This window comes from Corynebacterium zhongnanshanii (assembly GCF_014490575.1).
In the GTDB taxonomy this organism is placed as follows: Bacteria; Actinomycetota; Actinomycetes; order Mycobacteriales; family Mycobacteriaceae; genus Corynebacterium; species Corynebacterium zhongnanshanii.
The window spans coordinates 912383-937343 of the sequence record NZ_CP061033.1 but is presented as its reverse complement, the minus strand read 5'-3'; the positions used below and the strand labels follow the sequence as shown (position 1 = coordinate 937343).

Genomic DNA, 24961 nt, shown 5'->3' with positions numbered 1-24961 from the left:
AAGGAACATGTTTAATTAGGCATCCATAACACCACCCCGTTAGGCTAAGAGGCATGCGTAAAGCCATCATCACGTTCGGAACCATCGGCATCATTTTGTGCGCAGTGTTTGCGCTGCGTCCGATCGTGAACATGTTCGTCGGCAATCCAGGACTCCGGACCGCAAGCATCAGCACGGGTGGTGATCCTGCAACGACGGACATGAACGGATCCTGGGTGATCATCCCTGGCCAGGGCGCGAATCAGTCCCAGGTGGGCTACACGTTCCACGAGGTGCTCCCAGCGGGAGCGAAGGAAACATCTGGCCGCGCTGATAATCACAAGGAGCAGAACATTAAGGGGCATGTCACCGTCCACGATGATGTGCTGACCGAAGCAGTTGTGAGTGTCCGCGTCGATGGCATTAGTAGTGACGTGGAAAAACGTGACATTAATGTGCGCAAGAAGATACTGGAAACACAGGAGTTTCCCGAGGCATCGTTTACTCTGACGGATCCTGTGGACGTGTCATCACTCCCTAAGGATGGCACCACCGGGGAAATTACCGCGACTGGGGATCTGTATATCCATGGTCAAACGAAACAGGTGACGGCTACCTTCAAGGTGCTGAGAACTGGCGACAATGTTGTCCTGTCGGCAAATATTCCTTTTAATCGTCTAGATTTTGGTGTAAAAACCCCGGAGTTTGTTGCTGCAAAGATTGAGGAACAGGGCACCTTGGATGTGCTTCTTGTTCTCCAGAAGAGTTAAGTATGAATCCTCAGATTGTCCTTTATTCTCGCATCATGCGCCTTGTGGTGCTGATTGCTTTTATTATCTTCCTTCTCCTGGGTGAAAACACCTGGGTACACTACACCTTTGCTGCTACCTGTGGTATCATCGCTGCGTTAACTGCGTGGCAGTTGTGGGATTCTTACACTAAAGGAGGGTAGAGAATGACTACCGGTCCAGATTTGCAAGATTTAATCAGTGCGAATGATCTCAAGGGGGTAAAGCAGTGGCTTACATCCCAGAGTTCTGTCGATATTGCCGGCGAGCTGGGCTTTTTGCCCCATAGATCCCAAGTTGTCGCGTTTCGATTGTTGCCGAAAGATCGCGCCCTCACTGTATTCGAGCATCTGGATCCACCTCACCAGGCGGAGCTTCTGGAAGTGATGCGCCATGAGAATGTGGAGGAGTTGTTCGAGAATCTCGAGGTGGATGACCGTGTCCAGGTTCTCGAGGAGATGCCCGCCAAGGTAGCAGCTCGTCTGCTTGATGGTTTGGATGACCAGGAGCGTAAGCGTACCTCGGCGTTGCTGGGTTACCCCAAGGAGTCAGTGGGTCGCCTTATGACCCCGACGCCCACGGTTCTCGATCGTTCGGTGAGTCGCGAAGAGGCGCTGGCTAAGTTGCAATCGCATCATGTGTCCATGCCAACGATCGCCGTCACTGATAATAATCGGCGCCTCGTGGGACTGGTTCACTTGTCCACAATTGTGGCGGCGAACGACGGAACCATTATGGATGAGCTTCTCCTGGAGGAGAAGCATCAGGTCAACGCGGTGGTGGACCAGGAGGTTGCTGCGCGCTTGATGCAGGAGGCTGACCTTCTGGTGTTGCCGATTGTGGATGATGAGCAGCGCCTGTTGGGCTTCTTAACGGTTGATGATGCCATGGAGGTCCTGGAGGAAGAGGCCACCGAGGATGCGTATCGCGCCGGTGGTGCTGAGCCTCTGAATGAGCCTTACTTGAATGCGACTGTGTTCACCTTGGCTAAGAAGCGTGGCGTGTGGCTGATCGTTCTTATTTTCGCAGCATTTTTAACGATCAACGTGATGGAGTCCTTCGAGTCCACACTCGAAGCGATTGTGGTGTTGAGTGTTTTCGTGCCGATGATTATTGGTACGGGCGGTAATGCTGGCTCTCAGGCGGCCTCATCGGTGGTGCGTGCACTCGCCGTGAATGAGGTGAGACCGCGAGATGTGGTGCGCGTGATTTGGCGTGAGCTACGCGTTGGACTTTCTCTGGGCGCTTTTTTGGGCTTGGTGGTATTTCCTATTCTGTGGCTGCTGTACGCGGCAGATGTGGCGGCAACGATCAGTTTGACGATTGTCTTTATCTGCGGCTGGGCATGCATTGTGGGTGGAGTATTGCCACTCGTGGCAAAGAAGCTGAAAGTTGATCCGGCTGTGTTCTCCACACCGGTGGTGTCCACGCTCGTGGACGCTACAGGACTGATCATTTACTTCACGATCGCCAATATCATTCTGGCAGATCAGATCGCCGCAGCGATGAGCTAGCCGCCCGAGATTTTCCATCAATTCGTCAATGTGACGTTTTATAGAGATTGAAGGGAGTGTGTTTCGAGCGCGATCATACCGAAAGAAACGCACCAACAATCACCAGCAACCAAGACCGCTGGCTCTTGGTCGCCACATCACACACTCGGCATGTCGCCACAACGCGAAGTCAACACACCATCACAACGCACGCCCGGCAATATGCATGAGTGACGCAGTACAAGCTCAACTCCTCAGGAGAGCTCATCGAGCTCACCGCGATGCACTACTGCTCCCCAAGATCATTAAATACCGATAATATACATTATGACACTTCTAGTTTATAGGCCGTGGCCAGGGGTTTCTCCCCTGGCCGACTCAGCACATCAGCGCCGGCTTAGTCTTCTCCGGCATCGACCTAACGCCTAGGAGCTTCCGAGCGAGATTCCGCCGGAGCCCTTCCGGAACAGAGATCCGATCGCCTGGGCGGCACGACCGTCACTGGACGCCTGTGCCGAGCCAGCTGCTGGACGCTCCAGCGATCCCGCGGCGGACAGCGCCGAGGACGCCTCGGCCGATCCCGTTGGCGAGGACCCTGCGCCACCGGGAGCCGCGTCGTCGGAAATCTGGCATTCGCCGCTCACCGGTACGCCGCGGAAACGATCCAACATGAACCCGAAGCCAAAGGCTCCACCAGAGATCGCCTGGATGAAGTGGTTGTACTTGCCAATCTCCGGCAGGATGTCATCGCGGTAGACAACCTTTCCGCCCTTTTCGCACCACTTCCGTGCCAGGGTTTTCGCCTGCTTGTATTCCACGTTCTGGTCGTAGCGACCGGAAATGATCATGATCGGTGCCGCGTTAACACCTTTACCGATCAGCTGGTCATCCATGGCCTTTTGAGCCTCGGGGCTATCGGCCACAATCTCGTCCAGGCTCTTGCCCGAGTTCGTCCACTGGCTGGTAGTCTGATTGCCATACTTGTCCTCAATCTCATCAGTACAGGTGGTCTTGAGATCCTCCAGCACGTCCTTGCCCTTGTCAGACAGGTGCTGGTCAAGGATCGGACGCAGTTCTGGGTAACGCGCCAGAAGGCCGTTGATTGAGAAGCCGATCGCGCCTACCAGGTCGGAGCCGTCGATGTTCTTCTGCACCTCGTTCAAGTCCGCCGGTGGCGCGGACGCATACGCTCCAGCCACATCCAGGTCCTTAGCGTAGGAGCTGACCTCCTCCACGGCAGCGGCGGAGGCGCCGCCACCCTGGGAGTGGCCGTAGAAGCCAATCTTTCCGAAGTTCTCGGCACCCACCAGGTTCCTGGCTGCACGGGCGGCATCTGCCATGGCGTGTGCCTGGTCCAGGCGGTTCATGTAGGTGTGAACTGGCTCGGTTCCCATGCCCACGTAGTCCGTGACCACCACGCGCACGCCCTGGTTCAGGAAGACCCAGTCGTAGAGTCCCTCGAGGTTCACCAGGCGTCCTGCGGTGATGGGGTCTGGCTGGTTATCCAGTGGCCACTGCCGCGATGGCGCGCACTGGTCACCCTGACCAACGGTTCCACGGCCGACCACCAACGTTGGACGAGGGCCAGGGCCCTTCCACTCCACGTTCGGCTCCACAACGTAGCCGGTCACAGGAACCAGGTCGCCGTGCTGCGTGGTTGTGGTGTACATGATCTTGGTGGCCTTGTCGGGAAGATTGAAATCGGCATCTCCCATCAGGCGGTTGTAAGCAGTCTCCTTCTTCCGCAGGATCTCCCCTGGCGTGGTGGGATTGACGTCGTGGATGTTGTAGAAATCATCACTTTGCCCCCTCACCACGACGGGCGCGGCACCCTGAGAGCTCAGTGCGGTGATCGATTGCAGCGACCCAATGTCGCTGGCGTTGGCTGCGTTAGCCGCTGGCGCGAACGCCGCTGCAGCGAACAATGGCACGCTGACCGCAGCGCACAGCCTCAACCCCAGGCTGCGCGATGAGGAACGGTGACGGACGTGAGTGGTGGTCCTTCTTTTCATGCTTGTAGCTTTCCCTCGTAGAAACGGTAGAAACGAACGTGTACCGCCACCGCCGGTGGCTGTGGCTAGTCAAAAGTATGTTCCTTCCGCGAGCCATTGTCTTGAAAATATTGTTTTTCTTTCACAAACAATGGTTTTTACCCCCAAAAGTGGCAGGCGCGCGGCTCAAGCACGGTCCCAGGGACGCCCCAAGAACACCCTTTAGGACGCACCCTCTGCCCGCATCAGCTGCTCCCCTGCCCGAACCAACGCCGCCACCTCACGGTCCCCGACGGAACCGATGAGCTGCACACTCGTGGGCAACCCGTCCTCCCCCAGCCCCATCGGCACGGTCAACCCCGGGTGCCCCGAGACATTCCACACCGCCGTATACGCCACCGACGGCATGCTCGCGAGCCCCGCGCCCACTAGCCCCTTCCCCGTCAGGACGCCGGCCTTCCTGGGCCGCCCGGCCACCGTGGGCGTGAGCAGCACATCGTACTCAGCGAACGTCCGCTCCATCCTCTGCCCAAAGCGCTCCGACCATGCGAGCGCCCAGCGCAGCACAGGACCACTCGCCCACGCGCCCAGCACCCTGGTCCACCGATGCCGCGCCTCAATCCGCCGCGGATGCTCCAGCCCCGCGATCTCCGCCCGAATCCCGGCAAAAAATTGCACCAGAAACGCCGGCGCGGGATCCGGGTGACGCAGGTCAATGTCCGTCACCGTATGCCCCTGGCTGCGCAAAATATCCGACGCCCGGCGCACCGCCCGCCGGTTCTCTCTCACTAGTCGCGTCAGCGGGCTGAGCGGACGCACACTGACGCCTATGCGCAAGGGTGTCGGAGCGGGAGGCTGGGCGTCGGATATATCAGAATCAGCAGTACTATCCCCAGCAATGACGGAATACGCCAAGCGCACATCGGCGACGGTCCGAGCCAGCGGGCCTGCGGTACCGAGCGCGTACCACAAGTGCTCGTAGGGGCTGGAGGGAACAACACCACGGGCGGGTTTCAGGCCCACGATGCCGCAGTGGTCGGCGGGGATGCGCACGGATCCCCCGCCGTCGCCGCCGATTGCCAGGGGAACCATGCCATCGGCCACCGCGGCCGCCGACCCACCGGACGATCCGCCCGGGGTGTGCGCAGGATGGACGGGATTGCGGGTGATGCCAAAGCGCTGGGACTCGGTGAAGGGAAACGCGCCGAACGCAGGCATGGCTGTCTTGCCGATGATGATCGCGCCGGCGGCTCGGAGGCGCTGCACGATGAGAGAATCTTCTGTCCGCGGTGTGGAGTTTCCCGAGGTTCCGAAGCTGGTGACGCAGCCGGCCACGTCTACCTCGTCCTTGATCGCCACGGGAACGCCGTGCAGAGGGCCGCGCTGATCGGCGGGAAGCTGGTCAAGCTTTTCGGCCTGACTGAGGGATTCTTCTCGCAGGATGATCGTGAAGGCATTGAGGTAGTCGTTACGCCGCTCGATACGCTCCAAGGCCGCGCGGATGCCCGTCACCGCCCCGTGTTGAGTGGCGGCATCGCGCCACTGATGAGCGTCGAGGGTGTGCCACTGGACTGTATCCTCAGCGTGCTGCTGCACTGTAATGTCACTGCGCCGTGGCGCCATGTTGTCACTGTGCTTCGGCATCCAAGGCCTCCACCTGCGACCGGAGCGCCTCGCCCACACGCTTACCCGAGTGGATGCATCCGCCCAGGAACGTGCCCTCCAGGGCATTCTTTCCGTGGACACCGCCACCACCGAAACCAGCGACCTCGCCGGCGGCATACAAGCCAGGCAGCACCTCGCCGTCACTGGTCAGGCAACGTCCAGACAGATCCGTTTCGATACCACCCAGCGTCTTGCGCGTCAGTAAGCGAATGCGAATGGCAATCAGCGGGCCCTTTGATTCGTCGAGCAATTTATGCGGAGCCTCACAACGCACAATACGGTCTCCCAGATAGCCGCGGGCCATGCGAATGTAATTAATCTGCGCATCCTTGGAGTATTTATTATCCACCTGAGAATCGCGGTGCTCAATGGTGCGCCGCAGATCATCCTCATCAATCTGCGGATTATCAGGGCCCACCAGCTCGTTCATCTGGGAGACCAAATCGGACAAGTTATCAGCCAGAATCCAGTCCTCACCGTGGTCCATAAAGTTCTTCACCGCATAGTGAGTCTCTTTGCTGGTCACCTTCTGCACCAGGTTCTTCACGGTCTTGATGGTGATGTCATCGTTTTGCTCCGACCCGGAGAAAATGAACTCCTTATCCGCGATGGCCTTGGTGAGAATAAACCAGCTGTAACCATGGCCGGATTTTCCGATCTCCTCCATCGTGGCGATAGTATCGCCGCCCGGAATGATATTCGTGGGGAAACGCTTACCCGTGGCATCCAGCCACAGAGAAGATGGTCCCGGAATGATACGGATACCGTGCTTCGGCCAAATGGGATCCCAGTTCATCATGCCTTCGGTGTAATGCCACATGCGGTCAGTGTTCACCAAGTTGGCGCCGGCCTTATGGGAGATCTCGATCATGCGCCCATCCACATGGGCAGGAACGCCCACCACAATGTTGTCCGGCATTTCGCCCCAGCGCTCCGTGGGCCAGGACCTACGCACCAGATCCAGGTTTCCACCGATACCGCCGGAGGTCACCACCGTGGCGGTGGCGCGCTCCTCAAACTGCCCCACCACCTCGCGACTGGACTTCACACCACGATCGGAATCATCCTCAGCCAGCAATGAGCCGCGAACGCCCACCACCTTGGTGCCCTGAGCCGTATCCTCAGTGATCAGCTCATCGACCTGGTGACGGAAACGGAACTCTACCTTGCCTTGCCGCTCGAACTCCTCCAGTGGTTCCCGGAAGATACGCACCACTTCCGGACCTGTACCCCAGGTGACGTGGAATCGCGGGACGGAGTTTCCATGCCCGGCACCGTCACCACTTCCCCGCTCGGCCCAGCCGACCGTCGGCAGGGAACGTAGCCCCAGGGCGCGCAGGTAGTCACGCTTTTCGTGGGTAGCGAAGCGCACGTACTCACGTCCCCATTGGCGAGGCCAGTAGTCATGGGCAGCGTCGTCCCACTGCGCTGAGTTCTGCCAATCACGCCAGGCCAACTCTTCACTGTCCTTAACACCCATCAGGCGCTGCTCGGGAGAGTTCACGAAGAACAGACCACCGAGGGACCAGAATGCCTGGCCGCCCAGATTCTTCCGGTTTTCTTGATCCAGAACAAGGACCCGCAGTCCACTTCGCGCGGCCTCGTATGCGGCGACCATGCCAGACAGTCCCGCTCCAACAATGATGACGTTGAACTGTTGGTTCTGCGTAGCCATCTCATTTCCTCTCACACAGTGGGATTAATTTCTAGTAGAAACGATAGCTGCAGCTGAAGCCTGTAGCAGGGTTTTTCCTCAACGAGTAACAAACTCATGGTCACACTACCCCCATTTATGCCATCGCTCATTCCACTGTATGGAAGGCCCTGCACTAGGGTGCTTAACACAATCACGTCAGCGATTCAGCTCAATCGCACTGCACGTTTTTGCCATCACGACGTTCCTACTGGCGTTCCATGTGAGGAGAACCTATGACAACGAGCACTGCATCGGCGGTGAACACAGACCCACATCCTATGGATGACAAGACAACGCGTCGCCGCGTGGTCGTCGCATCAACCGTTGGTACCACCATCGAGTTTTACGACTTCTACGCCTACGCAACAGCTGCGGTGGCAGTATTTCCCTACCTCTTCTTCCCTAAGAACGAGGATCCGAAGGTCAACCTGTTGGCCTCCTTTGCGGCCTTCGGACTGGCCTTCGTTGCCCGCCCCTTGGGCTCCATCCTCTTCGGCCACTTCGGTGACCGCATGGGACGCAAGGTCACCCTGGTCGCTTCCCTCCTCACGATGGGTATCGCAACCTTCATTATCGGTATTCTGCCCACCTATGCCCAGATTGGCCTGTGGGCTCCCGCGCTGCTGGCGCTCATGCGCTTCAGCCAGGGACTTGGACTCGGAGGTGAATGGTCCGGCGCGGCACTCCTCGCCACGGAGAATGCACGGCCCGGCAAGCGCGCCTGGGCAGCAATGTGGCCTCAGCTCGGCGCTCCCTTTGGCTTCATCCTCGCCAATGGCCTCTTCTTGATTCTGGTGCTGTCCCTCGGCCACGAAAGCGGCGACATCACCGGCGCGTTCATGAGCTGGGGTTGGCGTATCCCATTCCTGCTGTCGATCATCATGGTAGCCATCGGCCTCTACGTCCGTTTCAAGTTGGAAGAAACGCCCGTGTTCAAAAAGGCGCTGGACGACGGCAAGAAGGTAGGCCTGCCCCTGGGCACGGTCTTCAAGACCGCCTGGAAGCCGCTGATCCTGGGAACGGTGGTCATGCTGTCCACCTACACCTTGTTCTACCTGGTGACAACCTGGATCTTGTCCTACGGCATCGCCAACCCAGAAAAGACCGCGGGCCTGGGAATCCCCTACGTGGACTTCCTGCAAATCCAGCTGATTACGATCTTCTTCTTCGCGATCTGTGTGCCCATCTCCGGACTTCTGGCCGACCGCTTCGGCCGTAAGAAGTTCCTGGCCACCGTGTCCGTTCTGATGCTGATCTTCAGTGCAACCTTCCCACTGTTCCTGGCTCAAGACCAGGCCACCGAGCTGTCCGTGGGCATCTGGCTGGCCATCGGCATGAGCCTGATGGGCATGATCTTCGGACCCATGTCCGCCGTGCTTCCGGAGATGTTCCCCACCAATGTCCGCTACACCGGATCCGGTATCTCCTACAATGTGTCGTCCATCCTGGGTGCAGCGGTGGCTCCGTTCATCGCCACCTCCCTGGTCAATGAGTACGGCGTGCACATGGTGGGCGTGTACCTCGGCGTGGTCACCCTCATTACACTGCTCGGTGTGATCGCCATGAAGGAAACCCGCCACATCAACATGGACGAGGTCTAATCGCCGACCGACTCGGCTCACCTAGCGCTGCGACTCGGCTCGGCTAGCGCCGCGGTATCCTCAGCGCCTCGGCCGGAGAGCAAATTGGACACACTCGATGTCCTTGCTCTCCACAAGGGCCTGGTGCAGCGCCAGCTGATAATCCCACAAGCGGCGGAACACGTGGTCAAATCCCGCCGCCGCAGCCTGGCGGTCCCGTGACAGGAAGTTCGCACGCCACAGCGGCAGCGTTGCCCCCAGGTGCGCCCCCAGGTAACTCTCCGCCGTCACACTCAGATCCGTGCTCTTCAGCACCGTCGAGCGGACCTCATCCACCGTGGGATAGTGCATCCCCGGCCACACGTACGCGCGCATCACGTCCAGGGACTCACGGGCCGTCTCACGCATGCCCGGCGCAGCCACGATGGACTGGATGATTGCGATGCCATCGGCGGCCAGGAGCCGGTCCACTGCGCGCAGGAAATGCACCAGGCGATCCTTACCCACGGTCTCCATGCGCTCCACTGAAAAGATCGCTTCGTAGCGGCCCGACCATTGGCGCGGGCTGGGGATCGGCGTGCTAATCACTTCGACATGGATCGCACCGGACAGACCCGCGGCACGTGCGCGGGCCATCACCGCCTCGGCGTGATCCTCGTCCCCCGTCAGGACGTCCACGTGTGCGCCGCGCAGCGCAGCCTGGATGGCCAACTGCCCTCCCGACGAGGGAAGCTCCAATACCCTGTCCCCAGGGCGAACCCCAGCATGGTCAAGCATGACTTCAATGCGTCTACGCTGGGCGTCGTCCAAATCCTGGCGTTCCACCTCCACGGGCGAGCCAAGCCAGGTTTGCTCAATCGTCACAGGCGCCACCTTCGACCCCCTTGACCCGCGCACCCGTACGTCCACGTGTTCGCGGGACGTCGTGCGGGAGGAGGAGGAAAACAACGCTGAGCCCGTCGCCCGCGTGGCACCCGCGTACAGCTCGATCAGACCCTCCGGTAGTTCCCCCGGCATGGGCTCGCCCGCGCGATCGGCCACGGACGGCTGGCGGCGAGACAGGAATTGGCCCAGCCGCGCCTCGAACGGTTGCGTCAGCAGGACCTTCAGGACCTCGGACAGAGGATCGGCATCCCACTCCCCTGCCATGTAGCCTTCGGCCAGCCCCAGCCACCCGGCGGCGACCAGGCGATCGATCAGCTGGCCGTCGCGCACAATCATGTGGGGATCAGTCTGGGAGTCCAGCGCCACCCCGTGCTCGCGCAACAGAGCATTGAGGCGCTGAGTGACCGTTGCTGCTCGGCGAAACATCATCACGGCCTCTGGTGTGCGCGATAATTGTGGCCAGCGCCGCTGATCGATGTATCCGTCCGAGCGTTTCACCCCTAACCGTCGCCTCTTTCCTTACATGCGTGGGTACTTATACTCTCATCACCAGCTGGGCGGGCGGGCCCACCGTCTCCGCGGCGATCGCCCGGCTCTCAGACTGGGAACCTCCCCCGAAGTTACTAGGAAAACCACATTTTTCGCTGGAAGACACCGCACTTTCAACACTTTTCTTGCGAACTTGAGCCCCTAGACCATCCCTGGCTAAGTGAAAGCCACCCGATGCTATTAGGATGGTGTGGAACATAGAAGCGCCAATAGAGGAGAAACCCGCCGCATGAGCAGCAACACCCAGCGCACCAGCACTGGCCGCCACCAAGTAGTCATTATCGGTGCAGGATTCGGTGGACTTTTTGCAGCAAAGAAGTTCAAGGATAAGAACGTTCAAGTCACCATCGTTGATCGTACCAACCACCACCTCTTCCAGCCGTTGCTCTATCAGGTAGCAACGGGCATCCTGTCCTCCGGCGAAATCGCACCGTCCATCCGCCAGATCATGGCTGATCAGGACAACGTTCGCGTAGTCAAGGGCGAGGTCCGCAAGGTTGATACCGACGCCCGTACCGTGTACGCCGACTTGGGCGGCAAGGACGAAATCCTGACCTATGACTCCCTCATCGTCGCCGCCGGCGCCGGTCAGTCCTACTTCGGCAACGAGCACTTCGCCGAATTCGCGCCGGGCATGAAGTCCATTGACGATGCCCTGGAGATCCGCGCGCGCGTCACCGGCGCCTACGAGCGTGCCGAGATTGCCGATGATCCCGATGAGCGCCAGCGCCTGCTGACCTTCGTGGTGGTGGGCGGTGGCCCTACCGGTGTGGAGCTGGCCGGCCAGTTGGCGGAGATGGCTCACCGTACGCTGCGTGATGAGTTCCGCGAGATCAACACGAACAACGCACGCATCGTCCTGGTGGACGGTGGCCCACAGGTGCTGGCACCATTCGGCAAGCGCCTGGGCCGCAAGGCCGCACGCATCCTGGAAGACATGGGCGTGGAGGTTGTGCTGAACTCCATGGTCACCAGCGTGACCAAGGAGGGCGTGACCTACAAGGACATGAAGACCGACGAGGAGCACTTCATCCCTTCCTACGCGAAGATCTGGTCGGCCGGTGTGTCTGCGTCGCCTCTGGGTAAGCACATTGCCGAGCAGCTGGGCGTGGAGACGGACCGCGCGGGCCGCGTGATGGTCAATGATGACTTGAGTGTGGGCTCTGACCACAACGTGTTCATCGTGGGCGACATGATGAACCTCAACAACCTGCCTGGTGTGGCTCAGGTTGCTATGCAGGGTGGCCAGTATGCCGCGAATGCCATTGTGGACGAGGTGGAAAATGGTGCGTCCCCGGAGGCCCGCAAGCCTTTCGAGTACTTCGACAAGGGCTCCATGGCCATCATTTCCCGTTTCAATGCTGTGGTGAAGATGAACAAGGCCGAGGTCTCCGGTTTCGTCGGCTGGGTCATGTGGCTGGTGCTGCACCTGATGTACATGGTTGGTTTCCGCAACCGCCTGGTCGCCGGCATTTCCTGGGGACTCAACTCTGTGTCTCGCCGTCGTTGGCAATTGGTGGCGACGCGTCAGCAGCTCCACGCCCGCAATGCGTTGCGCAAGCTGCGTGAGCTGGAGGATAAGGAGAACATTCGCTCCATCGAGGTGCGCGATAATCTGCGCTTTGGCGAGGGCCGCGATACCCGCGCCGTGTCCGATTAATGAGATTGTTATAATCTCCGACGCCGGCCTCACAGCGCCGCCGCATCGAGTGGCGGCGCTGTTGTGTTAGGAGCGCGTCTTCGGCATCACGGCTGTCTTCAGGAAGGTGAGTGCGCAGACTTTTCCAGTGGCTTCGTTGACGTGCTCGATGCGCCACAGGTGAGTGGTGCGCCCGAGGTTTTCGGGAGTGGCGGTAGAGATGATGACATCGCCTGCTTTAGAGGGGCGGAGGAAGTGGGTTTCGTTGGAGGTTCCCATCACAACGGACTGAGAGCCTGCAGCGATGTAGCTTGCCATCGATCCCGCGGTTTCACCCAAGGAAGCGTAGACCCCGCCGTTGGTCACGCCCCAGGGCTGGAGATGCTTGGCGTCGATTTCAAGGCGGAGCACCTGCTTCTTCGGTTCAATTGCCACGTAGGTCACGCCCAAGGTGCGGTCCAGGGTGGGAGCGAGGGCGGTAAACTGATTGATCTCGTCAATTTCAGAGCTGTCCAGTGCGCGTTGGCTGGCGATGGTCGACAGTTCCAGGAAGCGCTTCATCACTTCTGCTTTATCTGGGGACGGTGCCATAGTGTGTTGCCTTTCTTCTGTGACACTTCTTAGCCACGTAGTCTAGCCATGGCTGCTGGCGTTCAGGCTAGAATAGGAAAACATGACTATTTCTTTCGATTCCTCCGCCGTTGGGTCAGCACACATTGGTGTGGTGGGTCTGGCTGTGATGGGCGCCAATATTGCACGGAACTTTGCCAATAATGGACACACCGTTGCGGTGTACAACCGAACCACTGCCAAGACTGAGGCTTTCATGGAGGAGTTCGGTTCCACGGGCAGCTTCGTTCCCGCGGAGAGCATCGAAGAATTCGTGTCTGCGCTGGAGCGTCCCCGCCGTGCGTTGATCATGGTTCAGGCTGGTGCCGGCACGGATGCGGTGATCCAGCAGCTGGCCGATGCCATGGATGAGGGCGACATCATCATCGATGGTGGTAATGCTCTGTACACGGACACCATCCGACGCGAGGCCGAGATGTCCCAGCGCGGGATCAATTTCCTGGGCGCTGGCATTTCCGGTGGCGAGGAGGGCGCCCTGAATGGTCCGTCCATCATGCCTGGTGGCCCTGCGGAATCCTGGGAAGCGCTGGGCCCACTGTTGGAGTCCGTGGCGGCGAAGGTGGATGGCACCCCGTGTGTGACGCACATCGGCCCTGATGGCGCTGGTCACTTCGTCAAGATGGTGCACAACGGCATCGAGTATGCAGACATGCAGGTGATCGGCGAGGCCTACCAGCTGCTGCGCTATGCGGCGAACATGGAGCCCGCGGAGATTGCCGAGGTCTTCAAGACCTGGAATGAAGGCGACCTTGATTCCTATCTGATTGAGATCACCGCGGAGGTGTTGTCTCAGGTGGACGCCGCCACGGGCAAGCCGCTGGTCGATGTGATTGTGGATTCGGCGGGACAAAAGGGCACGGGCCGCTGGACGGTGAAGGCTGCGCTGGACCTGGGCATTCCTACCACGGGTATCGGCGAGGCTGTGTTTGCCCGCGCGCTGTCTGGCGCCCGGGAGCAGCGCAACGCCACCATCGGGTCTTTACCGTCGGGTGAGCTGTCCACCCTTGAGACCTTGAACATCGATAAGGACCAGTTCGTGGAGGATGTCCGCCGCGCGCTCTACGCCTCCAAGTTGGTTGCGTACGCCCAGGGCTTTGATGAAATCAAGGCTGGTTCCGATGAGTACGGCTGGGATGTTGATCCGCGCGACCTGGCCACCATTTGGCGCGGTGGCTGCATCATTCGAGCGAAGTTCTTGAACCGTATCCGGGAGGCGTATAATTCCGATCCTGCCCTGCCGTCGCTGCTGTTGGATCCATACTTCAAGGGTGAGCTGACCGAGCTGATTGATTCCTGGCGCCGGATTGTGGTGATCGCAACCCAGCTGGGCCAGCCGGTTCCGGTGTTCGCCTCTTCCCTGTCCTACTACGATTCACTGCGGGCCGAGCGTCTCCCTGCTGCTCTGATCCAGGGCCAGCGCGACTACTTCGGCGCCCACACGTACAAGCGTGTGGATCGTGATGGGAGCTTCCATACCTTGTGGTCTGGCGACCGTAGCGAGGTTGAAGCTTAAGTGCCCCGAGGCTCATCAGACGGTTCTTCTGGTTCATCGCCGCGGCGCCGCGTGGTTCGGCGCGGTAGCCGCGTGATTAATGATTCTTCCGGCGGGCGCCGGAAGAATCATGGTTCTGGCTCGGCTCAGTCGAAGCGTCGTACGCACACTCAGAAGCCACAGCAACGCAAGCGCGCCGCCTCGCAGGCTTCCGCGAACACGCGCGCCGCGTCTACCGCGACCACGCCAGCGTCGCTGTCCACACAGACGATGGCGGACACCTCGGTGACCTTCGTGGATCTCGGAGTGCCCCACGAGCTGGCGAAGGCTCTGGCGTCGGAAGGCGCCCAGCATCCTTTCCCCATCCAAAAAGCGGCGATCCCCCAGGCCTTGGAGGGCCGCGACATTTTGGGCCGTGGGCCTACGGGTTCCGGCAAAACCTTCACCTTTGGCGTGCCGATGGTGGCCCGACTGCAGGGCGGCGCCTCTGCCCCACGTGCACCGCGCGCTCTGGTGCTGGCCCCGACCCGAGAGCTGGCCACGCAGATCCGTCAGCGCCTGGAGCCCATTGCACATGCGGCGGGCCAGCGTGTTCTTGACGTGGTGGGTGGCGTGAAGATTTCCCGGAATATCACGGCCCTGGCACGACCCGTGGACATTCTGGTGGCCACGCCGGGACGTGCCCAGGATCTGATTGATCAGAAGATCTTAAGCTTTGACGCTGTGTCTGTGGTGGCGATTGACGAGGCCGATCAGATGGCGGACATGGGCTTTCTTCCCCAAGTCACCCGCCTGATGGACTTGATTGACCCCGAAGCTCAGCATCTGTTGTTCTCCGCCACCCTCGATGGCGATGTGCAGGTGCTGGTCAACAAGTACATGAAGGATCCGGTAACCCATTCCACCGGGGAGGCCACCGCCACGGTGGATCGTATGGATCACGTGCTGGGTGTGATGGCTGACCGCGATGAGCGCAATGATGCGGTCATCGAGCTGGGTGCTCTCGGCGTGAAGACGGTGATGTTCATGCGCACCAAGCACGCTACGGATCGGCAGGCGAAGAAGCTGAACCGTCGTGGTGTGCACGCCGTGGCTCTCCACGGCGACAAGGGCCAGTCCACGCGAGAGAAGACCCTGGCCGCCTTCGCCTCGGGCGAGGCACAGGTGCTCGTCGCCACGGATATCGCCGCGCGTGGCATTGACGTCAAGGGCGTGGATCTGGTGGTGCACATCGATCCGCCTGCCGAGCACAAAGCCTATGTCCACCGAGCTGGCCGCACGGCTCGTGCGGGCAGCGAAGGTACCGTGGTCACGCTGACGTTCAAGGATGTGCAGCAAGACACGGTGAAGATGATGACGAAGGCTGGTGTGTCCCCGAAGATTGTCACACCCAGTGAGCTTGTGACTACAGTCCGTTCGTTGGTGGATAAAGGGAGGTGACCGCGCGCGATGGATATTGTGTTATCCATTGTCGGCCTACTCGGATTCGTTGCGCTCACAGCAGCGACCGGTTTGTTCGTGGCCATTGAATTCGCTCTGACTGGGCTGGAACGTTCCACCGTCGATGAGCATGTCAAGGAGAAGAACGACGCCACGGCGCGCTTAGTGCGACGTGCCCATGGAAACTTAAGCTTCGTGTTGTCTGGGGCTCAGCTGGGCATCACGGTGACCACGCTGGCCACGGGTTATTTGGCGGAGCCGATCCTGGCGCAGTTCTTCACCCCTGTCCTGGAGGCCATCGGGCTTCCCGAAAACAGCTCGATGGCCATCGCCTTGATCCTGTCCCTGATCATTGCGACGTTCCTGTCGATGGTGTTTGGTGAGCTGGTGCCGAAGAACCTGGCGATTGCGAAGCCGTTGACGGCCGCGCGGACCACGGTGCTGGCCGTGTGGACGTTCAATAAGTGCCTCAAGTGGTTCATCAACGCCTTGAACTCCACTGCCAACGCCATCGTGCGCAAGCTTGGGATTGAGCCGGCCGATGAGTTGGCGTCTGCCCGCTCCCCGGCTGAGCTGTCCGCCCTGGTGCGTAATTCCACCGGCGCCGGCGGCTTTAGCTTGTCAAAGGCCACCGTGTTGGAGAAGTCCCTGCGCTTCGGCGAGGCGACTGCCGAGGACATCATGACTCCCCGATCCACCGTGGAGACCTTGCAGGCGGAACACACGGCGCTGGATCTGATCCAGATGGCTCGGGAGTCCGGGCATTCGCGCTTCCCTGTGGTGCGCGGCGATTTGGACGAGACCATTGGCGTCGTTCATATTAAGGACGCCTTGACCGTTCCCGCCGAGCGTCGCGCCATGACCATGGTCAAGGATCTATGCCGACCCGTGCCCACCGTCCCCGATTCTTTGGGGGGCGACGCCGTGCTCAACCACGTACGACGCGCGGGCTCTCAGCTGGTCCTGGTTGCCGACGAATACGGCGGTACGTCTGGAATCGTCACCATTGAGGACGTGGTGGAAGAGATCGTGGGCGAGGTGTGGGACGAGCACGATAACAAGGAAGAGGACGCCGAGGTGCGCAAGGCCGGCCAGTCCTGGGAGATCTCAGGATTGGTGCGCGTGGATGAGCTCTCCGATGCGGTGGGCTACCACGCCCCCGAGGGGCCGTATGAAACCTTGGGTGGCTTGATTATGTCCACGTTGGGACGGATTCCGTCCGTGGGTGATAGCGTGCTGCTTCCGCAAAATGATCGGGAGTTCATGGATGGTTTTGAGTCCGGGTTGCCCAATCGCTGGGTGGCTGAGGTTCAGGACATGGATAATCGCCGCGTGGATCGGGCGCGGGTGCGTCCCCTCTCTGAGCAGGAATTGCGCGAGTTGAATCTGGATGACGGTAAGGAGGATCGCGGTGAATAGTGACTACTTTGGCGTAATTCTCACCGTGTTTCTTCTGGCGGTGAATGCGTTTTTCGTGGCTGTGGAATTCGCGTTGATTTCCTCCCGCAAGGATCGTCTCAATTCGATGATCGCCTCCGGTAACCGGAAGGCGCAATCGGTCGTGACGGCGATTGAGGACTTGTCCATGATGCTGGCTGGTGCACAATTCGGTATCACGTTGGCCTCTGTGTTGCTGGGTAAGGTCGGCGAACCGGCGATCGCGCACCTCATTGAGAGACCGTTCCATGCCCTGGGTATGCCGGATAATCTTCTGCATCCGGTGGCGTTTGCCATTTCCCTGTTGATCGTGACGGTTTTGCACATCATTTTGGGTGAAATGGTGCCGAAGAATGTGTCCTTGGCCGGTCCGGAGACGGTGGCTACATACCTGGTCGGGCCGCATCTTCTCTTTATGAAAATTGCGCATCCGATCATGGTGATGCTCAACTGGGTTGCCCGCCACACGCTGCGTCTGTTTGGTGTGGAGCAAAAGGATGAGCTGGATTCTCGAGTATCGCCGTCGGAATTGGCATCCATGATTGCCGAGTCTCGCAGCGAGGGGCTCATCGCTCCCGCGGAGGCCAACCGCTTGGATAAGGCTTTGGGCTCGTCCCGTCGAACCTTAGAGGAGGTGCTGATTCCGCTGTCGCAAATCCATGCGATTCGGCAGACCGGGCCGCGCATCAAGGTGGAAGACGTGGAACGTGCCGTGGCGGAGACCGGGTTTTCCCGCTTCCCCATCACGGATGCGGATGGCCACTGGACGGGATATATCCACATCAAGGACATGCTGGATAACCTGGCCGAGGATGGCACTTCGGATCAGGATCCGGTGCTGGATATGTCTGATGTGCGCCCGCTGATCCGCGTGAAGTCCGGAGTGAACTTCGACGTGGCGATGCGAGACATGCGGCGTACCTCCAGTCATATCGCCGCGGTAGAAGACGCACACGGGCAGATCATCGGTATGGTGACGCTGGAAGACATCATCGAAGAGCTGGTGGGCACCGTTCGAGATTGGACGCACGACGATTAACGATACGCAGGAGACCATGCAGACAACACGCAGGCAACGCTGGGCCTTTCTGGGCGTGGTATCCCTGGGGCTGCTGCTCATTGGCCTGGATAACTCGATCCTCTATACGGCGCTGCCCGCGCTCAGCGAGCAGTTACACGCCACCGCTACCCAGCAGTTGTGGATTATCAACGCCTACGCGCTCACGCTGGCCGGCCTGCTCCTGGGCACGGGCACCTTGGGCGATCGTGTGGGGCACCGCAGGATGTTCCTGATCGGCCTGACCGTATTCGGGTTGGCCTCCTTGAGCGCGGCCGTGGCTCCTTCCGCGGGATTCCTGATTGTGGCCCGCGCGTTCCTGGGGCTGGGTGCAGCGATTATGATGCCGGCAACGCTGGCGCTGATTCGCGTGACGTTCGTCGATGAGATTGAACGCAACACGGCCATCGGCATCTGGGGTTCTGTCGCGGTCGTCGGTGCAGCAAGTGGTCCTACCGTGGGCGGGTTCCTGCTGGAGCATTACTGGTGGGGGTCGGTCTTTCTCATTAACGTGCCGATCGTGCTCATCGCGATTGCGCTGACCACGTGGTTGGCGCCACCCAATATGCCGAACCCCCACAAGCAGTGGGATGTGCTGTCCTCCCTCTATGCTCTGGTGAGTTTGTCCTCTCTGGTGCTGTGCATCAAATCTGTGGCCAGCACGCATCCCGATGTGGTGCTGGCCTTAGGCACGGCGATCCTGTGCGTACTGGGAGCCTGGGCCTTTACTCAGCGTCAGAAGAAGCTTGCAGATCCGCTGCTCACCTTTGATATTTTCCGCTCCCCCATTTTCACTGGTGGTGTGGTCACGGCTGCCGGCGCGATGTTTGGCATGGCGGGGCTGGAAATGCTCACCACGCAGAAGCTACAACTGGTGGATGCGTTCAGCCCGCTCCAGGCTGGCCTGGTGATCTCTGCTGTGGCGCTCTCGGCGCTTCCCATGTCTGCCCTGGGCGGGGCGAACCTGCACCGCTGGGGCTTTAGAAACATCATCGTCACAGGATTTCTGGCGATGGGCGCTGGCATGGCAGTGGCGGTGATCGCTGAAGGTGGCGATCACCTCTACGCGTTCATTGGTGGACTGATCATCACAGGCATCGGCGCGGGCCTCACCATGTCCGTGGCCTCGACAGCCATCATTGGGGCGGCTCCCCCGGAGCGCACGGGTATGGCTGCCAGCATGGAGGAAGTGTCCTACGAGCTGGGCACGCTGCTATCTATTGCCGTGACGGGCTCGATCGTGCCGGCGCTGTACAGCACGCGGCTTCCGGAGGAGCTGCGTGCGCTGGGGATGGATGCCCTCCACGTTGGCGCGGAGAATGGCGCTGCGGCTGGGGCCTATTCCAGCGCGTATGGATCAACAATTGCTGGACTGGTGGTGGCGATGGCAGCGTTCGCCGGCATCACCGCCTGGTACTTCCGCACGAACCCGAAGTCCGGAGGGGCTCACGCGGCGCATTAGCTTGACAACCCCGGGTCCACGCGCCCGAGACTTTGGCGCAGTATGTGGAGGATCTCGCGCATCATGGCGCGTGATACACGCGCGCTGGTAGCGAGGTACAAGGGCACGCGCCCGATGTAGCCCGCATTCCCCGCATTCCCGGTATCTCCCGCTGAAGGCTGCAAGGACACAGTCTTAAACGGTTTACTCCAGGGAATCGTGCGGATCAGCGGCGTGATCCCCTGCCCGTGCGCCACAGCCTGCATCACGCTGGCCAAGTCCTCACACTCCTTCACAATGGTCATGGCAGATCCGCCCGGCGCATGGGCCTGATAGTGCGCCATTGCCTGGTCCCGCACCGCGCAGGGCCTGTGGAACGCAACCATGGCATCCCGTGGTGAGTCCTCCACACCCACCCATTCCAACGGAAGATCCGCCACGTGTTGAGCTCCCGGCATGTGGTGCCGTAGGAAGAGGCTGATGTCCGCCCGCTGGTCGAGCAGCATATCGCGCGCTTTACTGCTTCGGGTCAGGCGCACCCTGAAGGACAGGTGTGGCTGTGCCTCGCGAAGGGCATGCAGCAGGTCAGGAACAATGCTGTGGGCTGTGTGCTCTGTGGCGGCGATCACCAGTTCGTTGCTGTGAGGCGGGGCGAGCTCATGGAACGTATCGTCGTGCAGGGTAATGATGTCGCGTGCCCGTGCCGCCAAGATTTCCCCATCGGCGGTGAGCATGATCCCCCGCCCCAGGGGTTTGACGAGCTGGCATCCCAATTGCGCTTCGAGCTTCTTGACGTGGGCACTCACCGCCGCCCGGGTGATACCGAGGGCTTGGGCGGCGTGGGTCATATTATTAAACGACGCCACAGCCTCCATGCTGCGCAAGCACTCAATTGTCAATGACATGTTGACATTCTAGTGCTCCCAGCGGCGCTCAACCACAATCGTGACTCATGAAAGCACAACTTCCCGTGTGGCTCGCCATCGCCACCATCCTGACCTACGCCGCCGGATACCCCTTAGGCAGCGCCTCCGTCGCAGTCATGCCCTTCGGACTGGTCCTGCTTCTCCGCTTTAGCGCCTCCGCCGTGGTCCTCTGGGGACTCGTCGCAGCACTGCGCATCCCGCTGCCCTCGCGGCAGCAACTCCTTCACTGCTCCGTGGCTGGACTCATGATCCAGGGTGTACAATTCACCGCCCTGTATTGGGCGCTCCAAGAAGGGGTCTCCGCGGGCCTTGCGTCCTTGTTGATCGCCCTCAATCCCGTCACCACCTCAGTGCTCCTGCTGGTGATGGGACAGTCTAAGGAAGACCGCCGTGGCGTCGTATCCCTTGTCCTTGCACTCGCAGCAGTCGTGTGTGCCTGCGCACCACGCATCGCGCAAGATCACTCGATCGGGCTGCCGCTCATCGGCGTGGGCGTGGCACTAGCCGGACTCACGGTTGGAGGGATCTACCAGGGACGGCTTGTGCGCGGCACGAACCCACTCGTCATCACCGCCGTAGCCATCACCGCGTCCATCCCGATCGCGGCTTTAGCAACAATACTCATGCCCGGTCCCGTGGAGGACTGGACGCGGGGGCTCGCCATCGTTGGTGCCATGGTCATCATCTCCTCGGTGGCAGCCACCACCTTGTACTCCGCGTGCATTCACCGCGCCGGCGCCCGCGCCGCCTCCATCCTGTTTGCGATCATCCCTGCCACCGCCAGCCTCATGGCCTGGGTGACGCTGGGCGAGGCCATCAGCGGCTTCACCATCATCGGCATCATCCTCGGCGCGGCAGCCTGCCTGATTTCACTTCGGCCAGCCCGCACACCACAATAGAAGACGTGACTAATGCAGCCGTGACCGAGATCCTGGAGCGCGACCACTGGCACACCCTGCAGGACCAGCACAGACGGCGCGTGGACGAACTCACAGGCGACGCCGTGGAGCGGCGCCAGCAGGGCCAGCGTCACCCCGTGTGGGACTTCATGTTTTCCTACTACCCCATCAAGCCCGGCCAGCTGCGGAAATGGCATCCGGGCCCCGGAACACAGCTGCGCATCACCGAGGCCGATCAGGAACGCCTGCCACAACACAAGGGGTTCTACAAGCAGTACCCCACCGATGGCGGCGCCGTCTGGGCCTTGGACACGGACGCGGTGTGGGAGAAACGAGGACAGGGCATCCGCTACATCCACAGGCTCGTGAGCCTCACCCTCCACCGGCCCGCGCAACTGGGCTGCTTCGGCCTCCACGAATGGGCGATGGTCTACAAGGACACTCCACGCCACCCGGAACCACTGCGCCTCGAGGCGGAGGGAACCCAGGCCGTGGTGGAGGCTGCCAACATCAAGTGCACGCACTACGACGCCTTCCGCTTTTTCACCGAAGCCGCCGCCCCCTTAAACGAACACCAGCCCACGCGCCAGACCCAGCCTGACTTTGAGCAACCCGGTTGCCTGCACGCCTCCATGGACCTCTACAAGTGGGCCGCGAAGCTAGGCCCGCTGGTCTCCGGCGAGCTATGGCTCAAAACCTTCGAGCTGGCCTGCGATGTGCGCCAGCTTGATATGGAGGCAAGCCCCTACGACCTCACGGATTGGGGCTTTTCCCCCGTAAAAATTGAAACCCCCGCCGGGCGAGCCGAGTATGTCCGGCGCCAACAAGCGCTCATGGAACGCGGGCAGCAACTCCGTCAGGAATTACTCGCCTCGGTGGAGTGCGCTTTTCCCCAGCTGGCCGGGTAGGGCCAGCTGGGCGTCGAATAAAAAATTAATCCTCAAACGTGGAGGTATCGATGACCACGCGGAATTTCACGTCGCCCGCGACAACTCGATCGTAGGCCTCATCCACCTCATGCACACTGATTTTCTCAATGACCGCACCCAGGCCATGCTCGCCGCAAAAGTCCAGCATCTCCTGGGTTTCCTTGATGCCGCCGATGTTATTTCCGGTCAGAACCTTGCCACCAATAATCAGGTTACCCATGCCTACCTTGAGCTGCTCGGGCGGCAATCCCACCACGGACATAATGCCGTGCGGCTTCAGCAACTTCAGGTAATCATTCAGCGAATACGTGGCAGAAATGGTGGAGAGAATCAGGTCAAATTCACCGCGGTGATTCTTAAAGAAATCCTCCTCCTCGCCGGACGCCAACACGCGCTGCGCACCCAATTCCAGGGCTTCTTTTTCCTTACGCTTGGAACGGGAAATAACAGTCACATCTGCTCCCTTGGCCGCGGCGATCTGCACACCCATGTGGCCCAATCCACCCAGGCCGACCACGGCGACCTTCTGGCCCTTCTGCACGTTCCAGCGGGCCAGCGGCGAGTAGGTGGTGATGCCGGCGCACAGCAACGGCGCGGCTTCGTCGAAGCTGAGGGAGTTCGGGATGGTGCACACGAAACGCTCGTTGACCACCACCTTCTGCGCGTAACCGCCTTGGGTGATGGTGCCGTCCACGTCCTCGGCGTTGTAGGTGCCCACGTTGCCCTCGAGGCAATCCTGCTCCTGGTCGTTCAGGCACTGTTCGCACTCACCGCAGGAGTTCACCATGCAGCCCACACCGACCCTGTCACCCACCTTGAACTTCGTGACCTTATCCCCCACGGCTTCCACCACGCCGGCGATTTCGTGGCCGACGGTCAGTGGGAAGTGGGCTTCGCCCCATTCGTTGCGGATGGTGTGGATGTCACTGTGGCAGATCCCGGCTGCTTTGATGTCGATGACGATGTCATCCTCGCGGGGATCGCGGCGTTCGATCTCTGCGATCTGGAAGGGTGCGTCCGGTGCGGTCTTCTGGAGTACTCGAGAGGTAATTGTCATGACAACAAGCCTACGCGTGTTTTCAGTACATGTTCAATAATTTTTATTCGACGCCCAGCGTACCCAACCACAGTTCACCTCAACGCCCGTGGCGTGCCCCGGCAATGGCTCCTCCACTCGCTACACTGTCAGAGTCAACTACACACCAACGTGCACGTGGGGAGGTTTGCCCGTGGGCCGTCATGCACAGCCACCAGCGCCGAGCGCCCCTGCGCGCTCGCGGCTACTGACCGCCGTGGGCATTGCGGTCGTCATCATGACGCTCACGATCTGTTGGTCCATCTATCGGGACACCGAAGAACAGGCCCGGCACTGCCCGGACGGCTCTTTCACCATGACGGTGTGGGCCACGCCGGAGGCAAAAGAATCCGCGAAAGCGCTGGCGAAGCGCTTCAACACCTCCCAGCCGGTGGCCGCGCAGCATTGCATTAAGGCAACGGTCAAGGCATTAAGCGATGCGGAGGCCATCGCGCGCTTGGACGCGGTGTCCATTGATCACGGCAGCGCCCAGACTATGGCCGGAATATGGATCCCACAGGACGCCACGAAGGCTATCAGCGCGGCGCGCGACGCCCAGATCGCAGTGAACACGTCCTTGGTGAGCATGATGAGTAACGGCAGCGCGACGTACGCGCTTCTTCCGATCAGCACCCCGGAGGCTGATACCATCGTCAACCAATCGGCAGGGTCAGCCTTCGCGAGTTTCGCCGCCGAGGCCTTAGGCGCTGAGGCCCAGGTCCCACTCAGCGACCTGGAGTTCCCCCGACCTTAGTTAGGACGCGCCACGCAGGCGTCGGCGTGCGGCCAGTTCGTCCACGGCCGTGTCTTCAGCAGCGGATGCAGCGGGGGTAATCTTCTCGCTCGGGAACGCCTTGATGGTGCCGCTCAGCTCCTTCAGCAGCCCCGGCACGGCGATGCCGAACACGCCCTGGCCGCCATTGAGCAGGTCAATGACCTCTTCTGGGGAGCGACATTCGTAGACCGTGGTGCCGTCGGAGACCAAGGTGATGCCCGAGAGGTCATCGATGCCCAGGTTCTCCAGCTTCTCCACAGCCTTGCGGATGTTCTGCAGGGAGATGCCCGTGTCCAGCAGGCCCTTCACAATCTTGAGGACCAGGATGTCCCGGAAGCTGTAGAGGCGCTGACTACCGGAGCCGTGAGCGCCACGGACGGTGGGGTTCACCAGGTTGGTCCGTGCCCAGTAGTCCAATTGGCGGTAGGTAATGCCTGCGACTTGGCAGGCGATGGGCACACGGTACCCAACCTCGTCTTCGGCACCGTAGATGTCGAACAAAGCACCCTGCTCTGGACCATCAACGCCCATCTCGGTGTCGACTTGGTTGCGCTCGCGCATATCCTACACTCCTGACATGTAACCCACTGTGTCA

21 protein-coding genes are annotated in these 24961 nt (G+C 60.4%); 13 read left to right on the top strand and 8 right to left on the bottom strand.

The window, feature by feature from the left end; all coding sequences use genetic code 11:
* The first annotated feature begins 53 nt into the window (after positions 1-53).
* Genes IAU67_RS04175 through mgtE form a run of 3 tightly spaced genes read left to right on the top strand, consistent with a single transcriptional unit; the run spans position 54 to position 2281 of the window.
* Complete coding sequence (locus tag IAU67_RS04175; protein WP_151841481.1) at positions 54-749, top strand: YceI family protein; 696 nt, start codon at positions 54-56, stop codon at positions 747-749.
* Between the two features lie 2 nt (positions 750-751).
* Positions 752-931, top strand: a complete 180-nt coding sequence (locus IAU67_RS04170) for a hypothetical protein (RefSeq protein WP_151841480.1) — start codon at positions 752-754, stop codon at positions 929-931.
* Positions 932-934: 3 nt separating this feature from the next.
* A complete protein-coding gene (gene mgtE, locus IAU67_RS04165) occupies positions 935-2281 on the top strand; it encodes a magnesium transporter (RefSeq protein ID WP_151841479.1) in 1347 nt (448 codons plus the stop codon).
* A gap of 404 nt (positions 2282-2685) precedes the next feature.
* Here the strand turns inward: mgtE and IAU67_RS04160 are convergent, their stop codons facing one another.
* From IAU67_RS04160 to IAU67_RS04150, 3 genes are all read right to left on the bottom strand, one after another.
* A complete protein-coding gene (locus IAU67_RS04160) occupies positions 2686-4272 on the bottom strand; it encodes a lipase family protein (protein WP_151841478.1) in 1587 nt (528 codons plus the stop codon).
* A 201-nt stretch (positions 4273-4473) separates the two neighbouring features.
* Complete coding sequence (locus tag IAU67_RS04155; protein WP_225723435.1) at positions 4474-5895, bottom strand: amidase family protein; 1422 nt, start codon at positions 5893-5895, stop codon at positions 4474-4476.
* Entirely contained in the window at positions 5879-7591 is a 1713-nt protein-coding gene (locus tag IAU67_RS04150; RefSeq protein WP_151841477.1) for an FAD-binding dehydrogenase, read from the bottom strand. The genes IAU67_RS04155 and IAU67_RS04150 overlap by 17 nt, the downstream gene beginning before the upstream one ends.
* 254 nt (positions 7592-7845) lie before the next feature.
* Between IAU67_RS04150 and IAU67_RS04145 the strand changes: the two genes are divergently transcribed.
* A complete protein-coding gene (locus IAU67_RS04145; RefSeq protein WP_151841476.1) occupies positions 7846-9213 on the top strand; it encodes an MFS transporter in 1368 nt (455 codons plus the stop codon).
* Positions 9214-9273: 60 nt separating this feature from the next.
* Here IAU67_RS04145 and IAU67_RS04140 read toward each other — a convergent pair whose 3' ends face one another.
* Positions 9274-10575, bottom strand: coding sequence for a class I SAM-dependent methyltransferase (locus IAU67_RS04140; protein WP_225723434.1), 1302 nt, complete (start codon positions 10573-10575; stop codon positions 9274-9276).
* A 280-nt stretch (positions 10576-10855) separates the two neighbouring features.
* Here IAU67_RS04140 and IAU67_RS04135 point away from each other — a divergent pair, with 280 nt between their 5' ends.
* Positions 10856-12286, top strand: coding sequence for an NAD(P)/FAD-dependent oxidoreductase (locus tag IAU67_RS04135; protein ID WP_151841475.1), 1431 nt, complete (start codon positions 10856-10858; stop codon positions 12284-12286).
* Positions 12287-12352: 66 nt separating this feature from the next.
* On the opposite strand, the gene IAU67_RS04130 is transcribed toward IAU67_RS04135, so the two are convergent.
* Positions 12353-12856 (bottom strand): PaaI family thioesterase, encoded by a 504-nt coding sequence (locus IAU67_RS04130; protein WP_151841474.1) that lies wholly within the window; start codon positions 12854-12856, stop codon positions 12353-12355.
* An 82-nt stretch (positions 12857-12938) separates the two neighbouring features.
* Between IAU67_RS04130 and gndA the strand changes: the two genes are divergently transcribed.
* From gndA to IAU67_RS04105, 5 genes are all read left to right on the top strand, one after another.
* Positions 12939-14408, top strand: a complete 1470-nt coding sequence (gene gndA, locus IAU67_RS04125) for an NADP-dependent phosphogluconate dehydrogenase (protein ID WP_151841473.1) — start codon at positions 12939-12941, stop codon at positions 14406-14408.
* Positions 14409-14657: 249 nt separating this feature from the next.
* Positions 14658-15827 carry a DEAD/DEAH box helicase gene (locus tag IAU67_RS04120; RefSeq protein ID WP_151842362.1) on the top strand — a complete coding sequence of 390 codons (1170 nt, stop codon included), beginning with the start codon at positions 14658-14660 and terminating at the stop codon, positions 15825-15827.
* Between the two features lie 9 nt (positions 15828-15836).
* A complete protein-coding gene (locus IAU67_RS04115; protein ID WP_151841472.1) occupies positions 15837-17246 on the top strand; it encodes a hemolysin family protein in 1410 nt (469 codons plus the stop codon).
* The gene (locus IAU67_RS04110; protein ID WP_225723433.1) at positions 17239-18303 is read left to right on the top strand and encodes a hemolysin family protein; all 1065 of its coding nucleotides are present in this window, start codon (positions 17239-17241) and stop codon (positions 18301-18303) included. Before IAU67_RS04115 ends, IAU67_RS04110 begins: the two co-directional genes overlap by 8 nt.
* Positions 18304-18319: 16 nt before the next feature.
* Positions 18320-19783 (top strand): MFS transporter, encoded by a 1464-nt coding sequence (locus IAU67_RS04105; protein WP_151841470.1) that lies wholly within the window; start codon positions 18320-18322, stop codon positions 19781-19783.
* On the opposite strand, the gene IAU67_RS04100 is transcribed toward IAU67_RS04105, so the two are convergent.
* The gene (locus IAU67_RS04100) at positions 19780-20667 is read right to left on the bottom strand and encodes a LysR family transcriptional regulator (protein WP_151841469.1); all 888 of its coding nucleotides are present in this window, start codon (positions 20665-20667) and stop codon (positions 19780-19782) included. The genes IAU67_RS04105 and IAU67_RS04100 overlap by 4 nt on opposite strands.
* Before the next feature lie 47 nt (positions 20668-20714).
* On the opposite strand from IAU67_RS04100, the gene IAU67_RS04095 reads away from it, so the two are divergent.
* Entirely contained in the window at positions 20715-21587 is an 873-nt protein-coding gene (locus tag IAU67_RS04095) for a DMT family transporter (RefSeq protein ID WP_151841468.1), read from the top strand.
* 5 nt (positions 21588-21592) lie between these two features.
* Positions 21593-22495, top strand: a complete 903-nt coding sequence (locus IAU67_RS04090) for a 3-methyladenine DNA glycosylase (RefSeq protein ID WP_225723432.1) — start codon at positions 21593-21595, stop codon at positions 22493-22495.
* Positions 22496-22520: 25 nt separating this feature from the next.
* Here the strand turns inward: IAU67_RS04090 and IAU67_RS04085 are convergent, their stop codons facing one another.
* Positions 22521-23573, bottom strand: coding sequence for an NAD(P)-dependent alcohol dehydrogenase (locus IAU67_RS04085; RefSeq protein WP_151841467.1), 1053 nt, complete (start codon positions 23571-23573; stop codon positions 22521-22523).
* Positions 23574-23745: 172 nt separating this feature from the next.
* On the opposite strand from IAU67_RS04085, the gene IAU67_RS04080 reads away from it, so the two are divergent.
* The gene (locus IAU67_RS04080) at positions 23746-24345 is read left to right on the top strand and encodes a hypothetical protein (protein ID WP_151841466.1); all 600 of its coding nucleotides are present in this window, start codon (positions 23746-23748) and stop codon (positions 24343-24345) included.
* Here the strand turns inward: IAU67_RS04080 and IAU67_RS04075 are convergent, their stop codons facing one another.
* Positions 24346-24927 (bottom strand): MerR family transcriptional regulator, encoded by a 582-nt coding sequence (locus IAU67_RS04075; protein WP_370451905.1) that lies wholly within the window; start codon positions 24925-24927, stop codon positions 24346-24348.
* Positions 24928-24961 lie beyond the last annotated feature (34 nt).